Raw genomic sequence first — 16,659 nt, forward strand, 5'->3', positions numbered from 1 at the left:
CGCCTTCGATAAACTGACCCATGCAAAGCCTCCGCAACGAATGCCGAAATCATACCATCATTCAGATCATCAGGGGAGTTTTCACACAGCCTCTCAGCATTGCCGAGTTTGGAGGCTCCGAAAAGCGGTTTTCGGCTCGCTGCAGCGCCACAAGTCCGCTTGGAGCCCACTTTACTCGATGCTGCAAACAGCATGAATGGCTGCTATGATTGACTGATGAGTAGTATACAGAAAATTGTTGACCCTGAAGCTAGATCGAAAATTTGCAGCAAGATTTTGTCTGACCTTCCGGATTGGTTTGGTCGACCCGATGCAACCAAAGCATATGTCAAAGCCGTGGCAACGATGCCCATGTTTACATGGGAAGTTGGCGGCAGGCAGGCAGGCTTCGCGGGGTTATCGCCCGCGACGAGCGAGACTTTCGATATCCACGTCATGGGTGTTTTACGGCAATATCACCGTCGAGGTGGCGGTCGCTCTCTCTTGGCGGCTTGCGAAGACTATTCTCGGTTATCCGGTGCTCATTTTCTGACGGTGCAAACAGTCGGTCCCTCCGCACCCGATCCGTTCTATGATCAGACACGAGCATTTTACACGGCTTGTGGCATGAAAGCGTTGGCCGAGTTTTCTGATCACTTGGGGCTTGGGACACCAATGCTACTAATGGGGAAATCACTTCGGTCAGCCTAAAATCAATGAGCTAGTGGTACGTCTAACATGTATTAAGACTACAAAGCTGACATTGGCGCAACCTGATACGTACGTCCGTTCCACTCGCGGATCAGATGGGCTCTTGGTTTTAGTTTTGCAGGCGGTGGTTTGCCCTTGGTGATGCCGCGCTACTTCAGGGTCTTTTTCGGGCAGCCCAATAGGTGCCAGCGTTTTCGGAGGTCGGAGTAGGTCAAGATTCTGGCAATACTCAACGACATTTGCTCCAGTTTTCTTAGTCTCTTCCCTGCTGAAACGGGTCGCGCTGGTGGGCAAGTCGATAGGCTTTAGGCGTGCCGCCCATCTGATTACGAAACAGGCGGTAGAAGTAGCTGATGTTGTCGAAGCCGCAGCTTTCGATCACTTCTTGCAAAGAGGTTTCCGAACTGCGCAGTAGTTGAGCCGCGTGCGAGATGCGGATCCTGTTAACGTATTCGGACGGTGTGTAGCCAGTAATCGCTTTGCAGGTGCGACAAACGTGTTCGTGAGAACGGCCGGCCGTTTCGATCAGACCGGCGCCGCCTTGGCGGAAGACGTCCGGGGAGAGGGCCGCGCTACAGGCCTCGGCAAACCAGCGCGGCGTGGTATCGACGACCCGGCTCGACGGATGTGCGACGCGATTGATTAGGACCAGCAGGAACTCCTCGATCAAGGCAAGCGACCGGTCCGCAGTCTGCAGCTGCTCTGCGACGGCGACGGCACGGACAAAGCGTTTCGGTCCGAGCGTATGCAGATCTGGGAGCGCCCCAGTGCGATCAAAAAATCTACCTGCGATCGTTTCGGAGTAGCGGGAGGTGAGATGCATGGCCGTTTCTGCGCGGAACATAACGTTTATGATCTGGCAGCCTTTTGCGCGATCCGCACGAAAGGCATGGACGTCGTTCGGTCGAATGAAGGCCAGCTGGCCGGCATCTAGCACCTGAGTTGTCTGGTTGATCCAGTGCGCCGTCTGCCCACTTTCGATGAGAAACACCTCGAAAAAGTCGTGATCGTGTGCGGCTTCGGGAAATTTTTTGGCGAGTTCCTTGCGGGCGAAGTGGAAGGCTTCACCGGGGGCGATGTAGGTATCAATGTTAAAGGTCGTTTTCCGCATACAGCAATATTAGCTAAAGAAAAGTGGACATAGCGCTCGAAATATCAAACTGGTGCAATAGAAAGTCAATCTTCGCCACTGACGCCGGTTCGAATTTCGCCATGCTATGCATTAGGGAGGACGCCAGGCATGTTGAATCCGGTCCCGGATTTGAGCTTCGCGCCGGTGCAGAACACTGCACCGCAGATGTTAAGCGCGGCGCAGATCGCGCAATACAACGATCTGGGGTTCGTGCAGCCGTTTGACGTCTTCTCACCCGATGAAATCGACGAGATTCGCCGCAAGGTCGACGGCTACATGGCGGACCTGGGTCCGGATGGCGCCTATGGCATCAACTGCTATCAGGCCCGTGTGTCTGGCCTGTGGGATATCGCGACGGACCCACGGATCGTGGACCGTGTGGCGGATCTGATCGGTCCGGATGTTTTGTGCTGGGCGACAGCGATCCTGTCCAAGAAGCCTCAGGATCCGAAGGCCGTTCCGTGGCATCAGGATGCCTCTTTCTGGGCCTTGAGTCCGGCGCGCACGGTGACTGTCTGGCTGGCGATTGACGATGCGGACGCGGACAATTCGGCCATGCGCTTCATCCCCGGCACACATGATCGGGGTGCCCTGCCGGTCGCAGCAACGGAAGGCGACACAAATGTCTTTCACAAGGGCACCACGCATGCAGAGGCGCTGGGGGACCCCTTCAACAACTGCCTAGGGGCCGGCCAGATGTCGATGCATGCCGACATGCTGGTCCACGGGTCGCTGGCGAATAGAAGCGACCGTCGGCGATGTGGTCTGACGTTGCGCTATTGCCCGCCGAGCGTGCGGATCACCGATGACAGCTGGGCGCGTGGGGTAGAAGCGATCCTTTGCCGGGGTGAGGCAGGTCACTGGCGCACTCATCCCAGGCCCGACAACGATGACATCACCAGGACAACTTCACCGCATGTGGTGGGGAACAACTGATGAAGGTCACGTGGTACGGACATGCGGCCTTCGGCCTCAACCCGGACAGTGGACCGCGCGTCATCACGGACCCCTACACGCCCGAAGGGGTTGGCTATGCGCCGATCACCGACAGTGCCGATCTGGTGATGATCTCTTCAGATGATGACAGCGCCCATTGCAGAGCCGATCTGATCGCAGGAGAGCCGGAGGTCGTAAACGCACTCACGGTCGCCCAGAATGGCGGCGTGGCGATGGCCTGCGGCGTCGAGATCACAGCCATTGAGGCCGCCGAATGGGACTACCACCCGGAGCACGAGGTGCCAGGCCACAACGGCATGTATCGCTTCACGCTCGACGGCATCAAATTTGCGCATATGGGAGACGTGGGTAATCCGCTCAGCGATGCCCAGCAGGCCTTCTTTGAGGAAACCGATGTGCTCTTCGCGCTGGCAGGCGGTTACCTGACCCTGGAACTGCCGGACCTAATGGAGATGATCCACCGGACCCGGCCCCGGTTGGTCATCCCGATGCATTTCCGCACGCTGACTTACAAGCCGCGCAACACGATGTGGATCGAAAGTTTTCTGAGCCATTTCAAGGATGAAGACGTGGACTTCGCGTTTGGGGCCACCCACGCGATCACAAGAGACGAATTGCCGGAACGCACCCGTGTTCTGGTCATGGACTACGTTCGCTGACGCGGGCGCATATCAGGCGACCTGCCTGCAAATGGGAGGACTAAGATGAGATTCACAACAACACTTTTGGCCTCGTCGGCCCTTGCCCTCGTCGCTTCGGCGGCGCTGGCGCAAGACGTCGCACGCGAAGATACGGTGATCTTCGATCTGGACCGCACTATCCAGGATCCCGAGAACTTCAACTGGATGACGCCGGGCACCAAGAGGATGCATGGCGCCCATCAGACAATGTGGGAGCCTCTTTTTATCCTGAATTACGGGACCGGCGAAATTGACCCGTGGCTCGCGACGGGGTTCGATCAGAACGATGACAGCACTGAGTTCACCATCTCCCTGCGCGAGGGCGTGGAATGGTCCGATGGAGAGGTGTTCAACGCCGACGATTTAGTCTTCACCGTCGAAATCGCAATGAACAACGAAGAAATCTCCTCGCGTGAGGCAAGCACCATCAAGGCGCAGGTCGCCTCGGTCGAGAAGGTTGATGATCTCACCGTCCGTTTTACACTGAGCAGTCCCAATCCGCGCTTTATCGTAGAGAATTTTGGGGTGCGGATCTTCGGTTCGTTCCTCATCATGCCTGAACACATATGGACCGGGGAGGACGCCGCGACCTTTGCCTTCAACCCACCGATCGGCACAGGGCCGTACACCTTCACCTCGGCTGCCGCGAACCGGGCGATCTGGGACCGCAACGACGATTGGTGGGGAGCCAAGACCGGCTTCATGGAACTGCCTGCGCCACAGCGCGTGATCTTCCTTGAAAGCGGCGGCGAGGAAAGCCGCGCCCAGTTAATGGCCTCCAACCAGCTTGATGCGGCGCAGAACGTGACTTTCGGAACCTTCGAGGCCATTCAGGCCCAGAATCCCAATGTCATCGCGTGGTATGCCGATTATCCTTACGCGGCCGCCGACCCCTGCGCCCGTCAGCTTGAGATCAACACGACCGTCGCACCCTGGGACAATGCAAACATGCGCAAGGCCGTCGCACATATCATCGACCGCAACCAGATTGTGAACGTGGCATATGAAGGCACGACCGAGGCGAGCCAGACCATCTTCGCGCAATATGGCTCCATGGCGCCGTTCATTGATGCGGTGGTGGAAGCCGGCTATGGCCTGCCCGCCACGGCCGATGTTGACGCCGGGCAGGCCCTGATCGAGGCCGAAGGCTGGAGCCGCGACGGGGACTACTACACCAAAGACGGCGAGACGCTGTCGGTGGATATCCACGTCAACTCTGCCTCCACCGAATATACGCGCACCATCGACGTGATCGTCGAGCAGTTGCAACGCGCAGGGATCGACGCGCGGGCTGTACCGGTAGAGAACGGTGTCTTCTGGGGAGAAGTGCTGCCTTTCGGGGCCTACGAGATGTCCTACAGCTGGCTCAGCTGCGGGTCGGTGAACGAGCCCTGGGCATCGATGGGTCGCTATACGGTCGCCGATGTGGTGCCGGTCGGAGAACGCTCGCCGGGGTTCAACAACACGGCGCGCTGGGATGGCGAGGCCGCGGAGGCCTATTCGGCGATCATGGGCGATATCGCGGGCCGCCGGTTGGGAGACGAAGATATCCCGGGGCTGGTGGCAGAGGCCTATGCGCATCTCGATGCCGAGATGCCGTTCATCCCGCTGGTTCAGGCCGCGAAGCTTTTGCCGATGAACACAACCTATTGGACGGGCTGGCCTACCGCAGAGAACTACTACAACCACCCGTTCTTCTGGTGGAACCACACGCACCAGATCATCCATAATCTGGAGCCTGCCAGGAACTGAGGGGCTTCCTGGTCGGGTCGGCGGGTGCAACTGCCCGTCGGCCCAGATGTCGTCAACGATCCTGCGCCCGACAAGGAGGCCCTCGGACAGCGGCCCGACCCTAGATGTGGCATATCGGGCCTGCCAACCTCAGCGCCGCTGCCATAGCGCCGCGCAGATGGAAAGGACAGAACATGGGACGCATCCCGCGCGCCTATCTGATCAACCGCCTCGTGACCTTCGTGCTGACGGTTCTGATCGCGGCGACGATCATCTGGATCATCCCGCGCCTCAGCCCGGTCGATCCGGCGGAAATCGCGCTGGGGCGCATGGCCGCTGGCGCGGGGTCGGTCGCCAATTCCGAGGAAATCCTCGCACAGCTACGCGCGAATATGGGTATCGACCAGCCCTTGATCGTGCAATATCTGAAATATATCTCAGGCGCGCTGGTCTTTGATTTCGGCCTGTCGACGGCTGCATTCCCGACACCGGTATCCAACCTAATCCTGAATGCGCTGCCGTGGACGCTGGGACTGATGATCCTGTCGCTGCTGATCACGTTCTTCATCGGCAATCTGCTCGGTGCGCTGATGGTCTGGGACCGTTCGCCGAAGCTGGTGAAGGTCGCGATTCCGGCGGCGATGGTCTTCACCTCTATTCCACCGATCCTGTCGGGGCTGTTGCTGATGTGGATATTCGCGGCAAAGCTGCAATGGTTTCCGCTGACCGGGGCCTATTCCATTTTTGTCGAGCCAGGATGGTCTTGGGCCTTCGTTCAATCTGTGCTGCATCACGGCTTCCTGCCCGCGCTGTCGATCGTCGTCGTCACCTTCGGCTTCTGGGCGTTGGGGATGCGGGGGCTGATGATCGGGGTGCAGGGCGAGGATTACGTTAAGCTGGCCGAGGCAAAGGGCTTGCGGCCGCGCTACATTCTCTACCGCTACATGATCCGCAACGCGATCCTGCCGCAGATCACAGCCTTCGCGCTGAAGATCGGCTTGCTGATCGCGGGACAAGTGCTGGTCGAGCGCATCTTTGCATATAACGGCATGGGCAAGCTGCTCTATGACGCGATCCTCAATCAGGATTTTCCGGTCATTCAGGGCGTGTCCTATGTCATCATCCTGATCACGGCGCTCAGCGTGTTCCTTGTCGATCTGCTTTATCCGTTCATCGACCCGCGCATCAGACACGAGGCGAACGCATGACCAGTCAGGACAACATGCCTCTGACCCGCGCCGAACGACGCCAAGCACGCCGGATCCGTCGGTTCGACAATCCCTGGCTGAACCCGAAGCTCATGTGGGGGGCGGGTCTGCTACTGGCGATCATCGCCGTCGGGATCATCGGGCGTTTTCTATGGAACCTCGATCTGGTCTTCACAGGGTCGGCGCAGCTGAAGCTGCCGCCCGTCGGGTTCGAGAACCTGCGCGGCCAGCCGGGACAATGGGCGCATCCCCTTGGGACGGATGGCGGCGGACGCGACATGCTCGCGCTCATCATCATCGGAGCGCCGAACACGCTGTTCGTGGGGCTGCTGGCGTCGCTCATCGGGATGTCGATCGGGATTTTCCTGGGCTTTTCGGCGGGATTCATCGGTGGACGGATCGACGACACAATCCGGGTGGGAGCGGACGTGATGATCACGATCCCGCCGCTTCTGATCCTCGTGGTCTTCCAATCCGCCTTCGGTGACGTGACCCTGACCATGATGGCGCTTCTGATCGCCGGGTTCGTCTGGCAATCGCCGACCCGACTGATCCGGGCGCAGGTGCTGTCGATGAAGCAATCGGGCTATGTGCAGATGGCGCAGCTCTCGGGCGCCTCCACCGGGCAAATCATGTTTCGGGAGATGCTGCCGAACCTTGTCCCCTATCTCTTCGGCTCCTTCATCGCGAGTGTCACGACCTCGATTGTCACCGCCGTCGGCCTTGAAGTGCTGGGCCTTGGTCCGCAACGTATCCCGACGCTGGGCCGGACCATCTATGAAGCGATCAACGCCGGAGCGCTGATTCAGAACCTCTGGTGGTGGTGGGGCATCCCGACTCTTCTCCTTGGGGTGATCTTCATCGGTCTTCTGCTCATCAACCTGGGGCTTGATGAGGTTTCCAATCCGCACCTGAGGAAGTTGAGCTGATGCTGGACGATGTGACACATAAACCCGTTCTGACGCTCAAGAACGTGTCGATCGAGTTTCCGACGCCCAAGGGCGTAGTGCAGGCGGTCAAGGCGCTGTCGCTCGACATCCACAAGGGCCGGCGTGTGGGCTTCATCGGGGAAAGTGGGTCGGGCAAGACCACGACGGCGCTTGCCGTGATGCAGATGCTGGCGGAGCCAGGGCGTGTCTCGGGCGGAAAGATCGTTCTGGGCGATACAGATGTTATGTCCCTGAACGAAGAGGAGATGCGCCGGACGCGGCTCGCGCGGGTCGCCTACATCCCGCAGGGGGCGATGAATTCGCTGAACCCGGTAATGCGGGTGGAGCCGCAGATGTGGGACGCCATCATCGCGCACGAAGGGTCGACGGATCGCGCGAGGCTCAAGAAACGGTCGGATGAGGCGCTGGCCAGCGTAGGCCTGCCGGTGCATACTGGGCAGCTGTTCCCTCACGAATTGTCCGGCGGCATGAAGCAGCGCGTCTGCATCGCGATAGGTATCATCCTTAACCCCGAATTGATTATCGCCGACGAGCCGACCTCGGCCCTCGATGTCGTGACGCAAAGACAGGTGATCCAGACGCTGAAGGACATTCAGGCGCAGATCGGATCGGGCCTGATGATGATCGGGCATGACATGGGGTTAATGGCGCAGACGGTGGATGAACTGGCCGTACTGAAAGACGGCGAGCTGGTCGAGCACGGCACGGTGAAGCAAATCCTCGAAGCGCCGAAGCATCCTTATACGCGAGACTTGATTTCTTCGGTGCCGCTGGTGGGCGGGGAGAGCTTTCTCAATCTGGAGCGCAACGCCAGCGCGCCCAAACGCAGCAGTTCCGAACCGCTCTTGCGGTTCGACAACGTGCGCAAGGATTACGGCGCTGTGACCGCGCTGCATCCGCTGTCCTTCACGCTCGAAGGGGATACGCCGCAGATCATCTCCATCGTTGGACAGTCCGGCTCGGGCAAATCCACGATGGGGTCGATCATGCTGGGGTTTAATCCACCCAGCGAAGGGCGCGTGCTGTTCGAAGGGCAGGACATCCGACAGATGGGTGCGGCGCAAAGCCTTGAGTTCCGAAAGAACGTGCAGGCGGTCTTCCAGGACCCTTACGCCTGCTTCAATCCGTTCTACCGCGTCAATCACGCCTTGAAATTTCCTTTCAAGCGCTTCGGGCTTGCGAAGTCCGAAGCCCATACGCAGACCGCGATGGAAGAGGCCTGTGCGGCGGTGGGGCTGGACCCCGATCTGGTGCTCGACCGCTATCCGCATCAGTTGTCCGGCGGTCAACGGCAGCGTCTGATCGTGGCGCGCGCCCTGATGCTGTCGCCAAAGCTGCTGATCGCGGACGAGCCGGTGTCGATGGTCGATGCCTCGCTGCGGGCCTCTATCCTGTCGAACATCTACGATCTAAAGGACAAATACGGGATCAGCATTCTCTACATCACGCATGACCTTGCCACGGCCTATCACGTAAGCGATTTTGTGATGGTGCTCTATAAGGGTCATGTCGTCGAAGCCGGCCCGCCCAAGGAGGTGATCGGCGCACCACAGCACCCCTATACCCGGCTTTTGATCAATTCGATCCCCTGGCCCGATCTGGCCCGGTCCTGGGGCGAAGGTGACGAGAATTGGGATCCCGCCGGTCTGGCCGCAGAGGCAGAGAGTGCCGCAACCGAGTATCGTGGCGAAGTCACCGGTTTCGAGTTGATCCGGACCTGACCTGATGGCGGGAAGATGGCCCTTCACGCCCGAGAAGATCGCATCGCGCCTGACGCTGATCGCCCCGCACATCTACCGCCGCAAGGTGCCGCTGCCGCCGTTCCGGATACTTCCCCTCCCAGCTGCCACGCTCGATGCGCCGATCTGCGCGGACCCGACGGGATGGGAGGAAATCGCGCCGTTCAGTTATTGGGGGAGCGCCGATCTCAACTTCGTAATGAAGAGCGAGATCAGGTTGCCTGAGGGATGGCAGGCAGAGAACCTGGCGCTGCACCTGCCGCTGGGTGTTCTCGGCGATATATTCAACCATCCTGAAGCGCTCGTGCATATCGACGGCAAACCCATCGGTTCGGCGGACCGGTATCATCATACCATCCCGCTCGATGCCGCGTTGGCGGATGGCAAGGCGCATGTGCTGTCGCTTCTTGGCTGGACAGGGCTTGCGGGATGGCCGCCAGATCTGAACAGCAAGGCCAAACTCTTCATGGGGGAGCCACTGGTCGTTGAGATCGACCGGGACCTGCGAGCGTTTCACGCGCGGGCCTCGGCGGTTCTGGATGCCGCGTCCCATCTCGACCCCGAAAGCGACGCGCATCGCGGACTGATCCATGCGCTGGATCTGGCGTTCAAGGCGCTCGATACCCGTGCGCCGTTGCGAGACACACTGCACGCTTCGGTGGCGGCGGCCCGGCAGGTGTTGGACGAGGGCATCGCGGCGGCGGGCGCGCCGAGCGATCACGTCCTGCACGGGATCGGGCACGCGCATATGGACATCGCCTATCTCTGGCCCATCGACCAGATCAGGCTCAAGAACGCGCGGACTTACTCCAACGTGTTGCGGCTGATGGAGGACGATCCCGATTTCAGGTTCTCGCATTCGCAGCCGCAGCTTTATGCGATGGTCGAACAGGATTACCCGGAGATTTTTGCGCAGATCAGGGCGCGCGTCGCCGAAGGCCGGTGGGAGGTGATGGGTGGGATGTGGGTCGAGCCGGACCTGAATATCCCCGGGCCGGAGGCGCTGGTGCGTCAGTTGATACTGGGCCGCTCCTATTTTGAGGATCGGTTCGGCGGGATGGAAACCCCAGTGCTATGGCTGCCTGACACGTTCGGGTTTCCGGCCCAGATCCCGCAGCTGATGCGGCATGCGGGGTTGAAATACTTCGTGACGAACAAGCTGAACTGGAACCAGAAGAACAAGGTGCCGTGGTCGACACATCACTGGGAGGCGCTCGATGGCAGTCGCGTGCTGGCGCATATCCTGACGACGCCGCGCGAGGTGCAATACCTTCCGTTCCCGACCAACTACAAAAGCGATCTGAGTGCGGCCGAGGTTCTTGGAACGGTGCGCGATACGACGGTGCCGGAGGGAGTGACGGAGTTGCCGATCTGCTATGGCTACGGTGACGGGGGCGGCGGGCCGACCGATGATCTGCTGTTCAAGGCGCGCGCCTTTGCCAACATGCCCGGCGCGCCGCGGTTCCGGATGTCGACCGTGCGCGAGACCTTCGCCGCCCTAGAGCAACACGCCGACAGCCTCGCGGTCTGGAAAGGCGAGCATTACATGGAAGGTCATCGCGGTGTACTGACCTCCCAAGCCTGGATCAAGCGCGCAAACCGGTGTGCCGAAAGAGCCTTGCACGAGGCGGAGGCGCTGGCGGCGATGGCGGGCCAGACACCGGACCTGACGGAGACCTGGCGCCTTCTTTGCCTTCAGCAGTTTCATGACATCGTGACGGGAACCTCCATCCCGGCGGTATTCGAGGACGCGCGGCGGGATTTCGCCCGAATCCGCGCGATCGTGGAAACGGTGGCGCAGGAGGCGGCGGAGGCGCTTCAGGGGGATGTGCCCTGCGTGGCGAGCACCTCCCCTGTCGGTGGACCCCGGATCGTCACCGGCCCCGTTGGATCGGGCGGTCAGGCGACGGTGGGGGGCGAGCTTCTCTATTTCGACGACCTGCCGTCCTATTCTGTCGTTCCGATCACGCAAGCAGGCCTGCCGCCCGTGCCCGTCACAATCGAGATGCAGGATGGTGGTGCGGCGCTCGAGAACAGCGAAGTGCGAGTGGTCGTGACGGCGGACGGACAGTTGGCCGAGGTTTTTGACAAGGTCTTAAACCGGAACATCCTCAAGCCGGACCATACGGCCAACGTGTTGCAGGTGTTCGAAGACCGCCCGATCTGCTGGGACGCCTGGGATATCGACCCGTCGTTCGAGGACCGGATGGAGATCCTGACCGGCGCGACGGAGGTGACGATTGCCGAAGAGGGGCCACATCGGGCGGCGCTGCGCGTCGAAACTCGGTGGCGCGACAGCGTTGTCGTACAGACCATTCGTCTGTGCGCGATGTCGCGCCGGGTCGATTTTGTGACCAAGGTAGATTGGCACGAGCAGCACACGCTCCTGAAAGCGGCCTTTCCGGTGGCTGTCACCGCCGAGACCGCCGAGTTCGACATCCAGTGGGGGGCGGTCCGGCGGTCGACTAAGCGGGAGTCCTCCTTCGATGCTGCGCGGTTCGAAGTGCCAGCGCAGAAGTGGGCGCGTCTCTGCGATGATGAGTTGTCCATCGCCGTTCTGAACGACTGCAAATACGGCTATGACGTGCGGGACGACACGATCCGGATCACGTTGATCAAGTCGTCCACTTCTCCCGATCCGAACGCGGATCAGGGACGTCACCTGTTCACTTACGCGCTTTTGCCTCATGCCGCCATAGATAGATCGGTTCTGGACCATGAGGCTTATGCACTAAATACCGCGCCTCGGTTTCTTCTTGCAGGCGGATCAACTCCAACTTCTACATTCGTGCATTCGAGGTCATCAAATGTCATCATCGAAACACTCAAGCCGGCCGAGGACGGGGTAGGCGTCATTCTACGAATTTTTGAGGCGCACGGCCGTGGGACAAGCGTAACACTCGAGTTTTATGGTAATGTTCTGTCAGCTTCCATCGTTGGCTTCGATGAGAAGACCTCGAAAGAAATCCCGCGCTCGGGCAACTGCCTGAACCTTGTGTTGAAGGATTACGAAATCATCACCGTACGCGTCGTGGTTCTTAACGAGTATTAGATCCACCGACTTTCTGAGTTGCCCGGCTTAGCGGGTGCGCAGAACGGATGACTTTTGCGTTAGCAGCGAATGTCTGGAATGCGGGCTGCAACCGCAGCGTACGACGCCTACGCCGAATGTCGGAAAAGGGCCGTCGATGCTTTGGCTGAGTACATAGACCAATATCAGATGCCTTGCGCTGTCGCGGGTAAGCCTTTGGCAATTACAAGATATCAAAAATTTCACGCCTGCATGCCAATATCGACTGCCATTGCAGTTTACCAGTTTCTGTTACTTAGGCCCAGTTTTTGAAGCCTCGAGTAAAGCGTCGTTGGCCGCAGCCCTAGCAGTTCCGCAGCACCACCGGAACCAGAGACACGCCCGCCCGTTTCGGTCATGCAGGCGATCAGATTTGCAATCCGCAATTGTTCAATATCAGCCTCTGACAACAGAGTGGACGTGTTCCGAACGGCGGGTGCGACCGCGCTTTGGATATCCACGATCAGTTTGCCAGCTTGCGATACGATTGCACCACGTTCGATCACGTTGGCCAGTTCGCGCACATTTCCGGGCCAGCCATAGTCCTTGAGCTGGGCAATGATCCGCTCGGTCACGATCGGGGTCCTGCGCCCCATCCGTTTGCATGCCAGCTTTAGCAGGTGCACAGCAAGCAGGGGAATGTCCTCTGTCCGGTCGCGGAGTGGCGGGCAATGGATGGGAAATACGTTCAGAAACAACAATAAATCGTGCCGCAGCCTGCCTGCCTGGATTTCGCGTTCAAGGTTGCGGCTGGAGGAAGCGATGACGCGCAAATCTACGGCACGATTGCGGTGATCGCCCATCCGCATAACAGATCGTTGTTGCAGCGTCTCAAGCAACTGGCCCTGCAGTTCGAACGGGATATCGCAGACTTCGTCGATGAACAGTGTGCCACCATGGGCCAGTTCGATCTTACCAGGGCTGTCGCGCACGGCGCCGGCAAAGGCGCCACGGATGTGGCCGAACAGTTCACTCTCAATACGGTCGCTCGAGACCGCACCACCTTTGAAATGGATCATGGGACGCCGTTTGCGGCTGCTGTCGCCATGGATCGCTGACGCGACAAGTGATTTTCCGGTCCCGCTTTCCCCGGTGATCAGCACGTTTGCCTCGGCCTGGGACACCAGCCCGATTTGACTGATCGTTTGCCGGATCGCCGCGGAGGTGCCGATGATTTCATGATGCGCCCGCTCGATATTGATCGCTTCTTGCAGATAGGCGTTTTCCTGTTCCAGCCGATCCCGCAGGGCCGCGATTTCTTCCATGGCAGAGCGTAACTTGGTTTCGTTTTCCCACCGTTCGGTAATATCGCGAAAGATCACAACGGCCCCGACCAATATCTGTCCTTCATAGATCGGAGTCGAGACATATTCGACGCGGATGGGCTTGCCATCCTTGCGCCAGAACACCTCATCTTCGATCCGATTGACCTGCTCAAAGCGGAAAGACTGATAGATCGGGCATTGCTGTGACGGGTAGACCTCGCCATTCAGGTGGTGGTGGTGAATTTTCTGGTGAATGTCGTGACCCAACAGGTCCTGGCTGGTCCAGCCCAGCATTTCTTGGGCTGCGCGGTTGACGAATGTGGTTTTGCCATCTGAATTGACGCCGTAAATTCCTTCGCCCGCTGCATCAAGGATCAGCTGGTTCTGCCGTTCGAGTTCAGAAAAGAACGATTGCGCGCGCTGCCACTCCAGGATGCCGCCGCCATACATTTGTGCGGCTGCAGCCTCTTCCGCACGGCGTTCAAGATCTGCGAGATCAAGGATGTTTAATAACAGCAGTTGCGTGTTTTCGGTCGTGACGCGCCCAGTCAGTTCGCATTTGATCGCACGATCAGCAGCGGACCTTAGCGTGATTTTCCGCGTCCATGCGGTGCCGCGATACTGTACCTCGTCGATAAATACGACGAAATCAGCAAGGCCGTCATCAATGTATGGCGCAAAGAAACGCCCGACCAGGGTGGGATCGTCGAAAAGCGCGCAGACCTCTGGCGTCGCGGCAAGAACCCTGTCCGTGGCAAGGCTGATCAGTACCGTTGGGCCAAACGCACCAGCCAGATGGGAATCATAGGTCTGCGTCTTACTATCCATGCTGCCATAAAGGTTAACGCCAGAGCCAAAGGCAATACGAATATTCGTAAATTACGATAAATCATAATAAAGGATCGTCACAATAGTTTGTTAGTGCATTGATTTAATTTGTTAATATTAAATTATTTTATTTTTGGACCGCATATTTTTTGGGATGCTGGACTGCGCCATCATAGGGGCACATCAGCGACGGAGAGTGTCATGACGATCAAATCCTTAAGTAATCCCTTTTCATCCGAAACCGACCTGCGGCACGGGCAAAGCTGTACGTGTGACACATGTAAGAGCAGCGCTGAACCCGCGGCAAAGGTCATGTCCAGCGAAGAGATGCTGGAGCAAGCGGTCGAAAGTGCGATTGTCCGGTCGGTCTTTGGTCAAAGCGATATCGGTCGCCGATCGTTTATGGGCATGGTCGGTGGTACGACAGCCGCCGCTGCACTCGCTTCCGTCTTTCCAATCAACGAGGCCAAGGCGGCTATTCTGGATAATCTCGGACCACCCGAAAAGACCGATCTTAATATCGGGTTCGTGCCGATCACCTGCGCCACTCCCATCATTATGGCGCAGCCTTTGGGCTTTTATGAACGCTATGGTCTGAACGCGCAGGTCATCAAAACCGCAGGTTGGGCGGTTGCGCGCGACAAGTCCCTGTCAGGTGAATATGACGCCAGCCATATGCTGACCCCGATGCCATTGGCTATGACGCTTGGCGCGGGTTCCATCGCTGAACCCTATATCATGCCCGCCGTCGAAAACATCAACGGACAGGCCATTGTTCTGTCGAATGAACACCTCGACAAGCGTGACCCGGCACAGTGGAAAGGCTTCACCTTTGGCGTGCCATTCGAATATTCGATGCACAATTTCCTGCTGCGCTACTTTGTGGCTGAATTCGGGCTTGATCCGGATGTGGACATCCAGATCCGCGTTGTTCCACCACCGGAAATGGTAGCCAACCTGCGGGCCGGCAATCTTGATGGCTACCTGTCACCCGATCCGTTCAATCAACGGGCCGTTTTCGAAGGCATCGGCTTTATCCACATCCTGACCAAGGAAATCTGGGAAGGGCATCCATGCTGCGCCTTTGCCGCGCCGTTGTCCTTTGCCACCGAACTGCCCAATACCTATGGCGCCCTGCTCAAATCCATCATTGATGCGACGCAATATGCCTCGAACCCGGACAACAGAATTGAAATTTCCGAAGCCATTGCGCCGACCAACTATCTCAACCAGCCCGTCACGGTCATTCAGCAGGTGCTGACCGGCACCTATGCAGATGGTTTGGGAGAGGTGCAGCGCGTCCCCGACCGCATCGATTTCGATCCGTTCCCGTGGCATTCCATGGGTGTGTGGATCCTGACCCAGATGAAGCGTTGGGGCTATATCGAAGGCGATGTGGATTACAAGGCCGTCGCTGAGCAGGTTTATCTGGCCGCCGACGCCAAAAAGGTCATGCAGGACCTTGGCTATGACGCGCCCGACGTGACCTACAAAACCCACACCATCATGGGCAAAACCTTTGATCCGGACACGCCCGAGGCTTACGTCGACAGCTTCGCAATCAAGGCCGATTGATGGGAACGCTCAGCGAAAACAAGCGCGCTGCGCTGTTGTCCATTCTCTTGCTGTTGGTTGGGCTGCTGGTGTGGGAAATGTCGATCCCCGCACAAAAAGCCGTGGGCGAGCTGACGGAATATGAACTGCTGACGGGTGGGGGACAGACCAAGGCGGGCGTGCCACCACCCAGTCAGGTCTTTGCCAAGGCATGGGAGCAATTGTCAGACCCGTTCTATGACGCTGGCCCCAACGACAAAGGTATTGGAATCCAGATCGGCTATTCAATCTATCGGGTCCTGACGGGATATCTGCTGGCCGCGCTCATCGCGATCCCGCTTGGCTTCCTGATCGGGATGTCCTCGGTCGCCTACAAGGCGCTGAATCCGTTTATTCAGGTGTTGCGGCCTATTTCCCCTTTGGCGTGGATGCCCCTAGCGCTGTTCATTATCCAGGACAGCGAAGCATCCGCCATTTTCGTGATTTTCATCTGCTCTATCTGGCCGATGCTGATCAATACCGCCTTTGGTGTGGCTGCTGTTCGCGAAGACTGGGTCAATGTAGCCCGCACCCATGAATTGGGCGCGATCAAGACCGCTTTCACAGTCATATTGCCTGCCGCTGCTCCGACGATCGTAACCGGTATGCGCATTTCCATCGGCATCGCATGGCTTGTGATTGTTGCGGCAGAGATGCTCGTCGGGGGCACCGGTATTGGATATTACGTCTGGAACGAGTGGAACAATCTCGACCTGACCTCTGTCATCTTTTCAATCCTCATGATCGGCGTTGTCGGCATGTTGCTGGATGCCGCCTTCGGCTTCTTGCAGCGCCGCGTGACGTATATCGAATAGA

General features: G+C 58.6%; 13 protein-coding genes. 10 read left to right on the plus strand and 3 right to left on the minus strand.

All coding sequences use genetic code 11. The features are described from left to right. Nucleotides 1–194: hypothetical protein (locus ACFWW4_RS21265; protein WP_411892676.1), on the minus strand; the 194-nt coding region annotated here is incomplete at its 3' end. A 22-nt stretch (nt 195–216) separates the two neighbouring features. Here ACFWW4_RS21265 and ACFWW4_RS21270 point away from each other — a divergent pair. Next, nucleotides 217–690 carry a GNAT family N-acetyltransferase gene (locus ACFWW4_RS21270; RefSeq protein WP_411892677.1) on the plus strand — a complete coding sequence of 158 codons (474 nt, stop codon included), beginning with the start codon at nt 217–219 and terminating at the stop codon, nt 688–690. A 253-nt stretch (nt 691–943) separates the two neighbouring features. On the opposite strand, the gene ACFWW4_RS21275 is transcribed toward ACFWW4_RS21270, so the two are convergent. After that, entirely contained in the window at nt 944–1,801 is an 858-nt protein-coding gene (locus ACFWW4_RS21275; RefSeq protein ID WP_411892678.1) for an AraC family transcriptional regulator, read from the minus strand. A 129-nt stretch (nt 1,802–1,930) separates the two neighbouring features. Between ACFWW4_RS21275 and ACFWW4_RS21280 the strand changes: the two genes are divergently transcribed. The 7 genes from ACFWW4_RS21280 to ACFWW4_RS21310 all read left to right on the plus strand — a co-directional run bounded on the left by ACFWW4_RS21280 (nt 1,931) and on the right by ACFWW4_RS21310 (nt 12,139). Then, nucleotides 1,931–2,758 (plus strand): phytanoyl-CoA dioxygenase family protein, encoded by an 828-nt coding sequence (locus tag ACFWW4_RS21280; protein ID WP_411892679.1) that lies wholly within the window; start codon nt 1,931–1,933, stop codon nt 2,756–2,758. Next, nucleotides 2,758–3,438 (plus strand): MBL fold metallo-hydrolase, encoded by a 681-nt coding sequence (locus ACFWW4_RS21285; RefSeq protein WP_411892680.1) that lies wholly within the window; start codon nt 2,758–2,760, stop codon nt 3,436–3,438. The genes ACFWW4_RS21280 and ACFWW4_RS21285 overlap by 1 nt, the downstream gene beginning before the upstream one ends. Nucleotides 3,439–3,483: 45 nt before the next feature. Continuing rightward, a complete protein-coding gene (locus ACFWW4_RS21290) occupies nt 3,484–5,211 on the plus strand; it encodes an ABC transporter substrate-binding protein (RefSeq protein ID WP_411892681.1) in 1,728 nt (575 codons plus the stop codon). A 173-nt stretch (nt 5,212–5,384) separates the two neighbouring features. Then, the gene (locus ACFWW4_RS21295) at nt 5,385–6,398 is read left to right on the plus strand and encodes an ABC transporter permease (protein ID WP_411892682.1); all 1,014 of its coding nucleotides are present in this window, start codon (nt 5,385–5,387) and stop codon (nt 6,396–6,398) included. After that, entirely contained in the window at nt 6,395–7,327 is a 933-nt protein-coding gene (locus ACFWW4_RS21300) for an ABC transporter permease (RefSeq protein ID WP_411892683.1), read from the plus strand. The genes ACFWW4_RS21295 and ACFWW4_RS21300 overlap by 4 nt, the downstream gene beginning before the upstream one ends. Then, entirely contained in the window at nt 7,327–9,069 is a 1,743-nt protein-coding gene (locus tag ACFWW4_RS21305) for an ABC transporter ATP-binding protein (protein ID WP_411892684.1), read from the plus strand. The genes ACFWW4_RS21300 and ACFWW4_RS21305 overlap by 1 nt, the downstream gene beginning before the upstream one ends. A 4-nt stretch (nt 9,070–9,073) precedes the next feature. Continuing rightward, on the plus strand, nt 9,074–12,139 hold the full coding sequence (locus tag ACFWW4_RS21310) for an alpha-mannosidase (RefSeq protein ID WP_411892685.1): 3,066 nt from the start codon (nt 9,074–9,076) through the stop codon (nt 12,137–12,139). A 257-nt stretch (nt 12,140–12,396) separates the two neighbouring features. Here ACFWW4_RS21310 and ACFWW4_RS21315 read toward each other — a convergent pair whose 3' ends face one another. After that, nucleotides 12,397–14,250, minus strand: a complete 1,854-nt coding sequence (locus tag ACFWW4_RS21315; protein ID WP_411892686.1) for a sigma-54 interaction domain-containing protein — start codon at nt 14,248–14,250, stop codon at nt 12,397–12,399. Nucleotides 14,251–14,451: 201 nt separating this feature from the next. Between ACFWW4_RS21315 and ACFWW4_RS21320 the strand changes: the two genes are divergently transcribed. After that, on the plus strand, nt 14,452–15,825 hold the full coding sequence (locus tag ACFWW4_RS21320; RefSeq protein ID WP_393928308.1) for a CmpA/NrtA family ABC transporter substrate-binding protein: 1,374 nt from the start codon (nt 14,452–14,454) through the stop codon (nt 15,823–15,825). Beyond that, nucleotides 15,825–16,658, plus strand: coding sequence for a nitrate ABC transporter permease (gene ntrB, locus ACFWW4_RS21325; RefSeq protein ID WP_411892687.1), 834 nt, complete (start codon nt 15,825–15,827; stop codon nt 16,656–16,658). Before ACFWW4_RS21320 ends, ntrB begins: the two co-directional genes overlap by 1 nt. The last annotated feature ends 1 nt before the right edge of the window (nt 16,659 follow it).

It is taken from the genome of Yoonia sp. SDW83-1 (genome assembly GCF_046762885.1).
Classification (GTDB): Bacteria; Pseudomonadota; Alphaproteobacteria; order Rhodobacterales; family Rhodobacteraceae; genus Yoonia.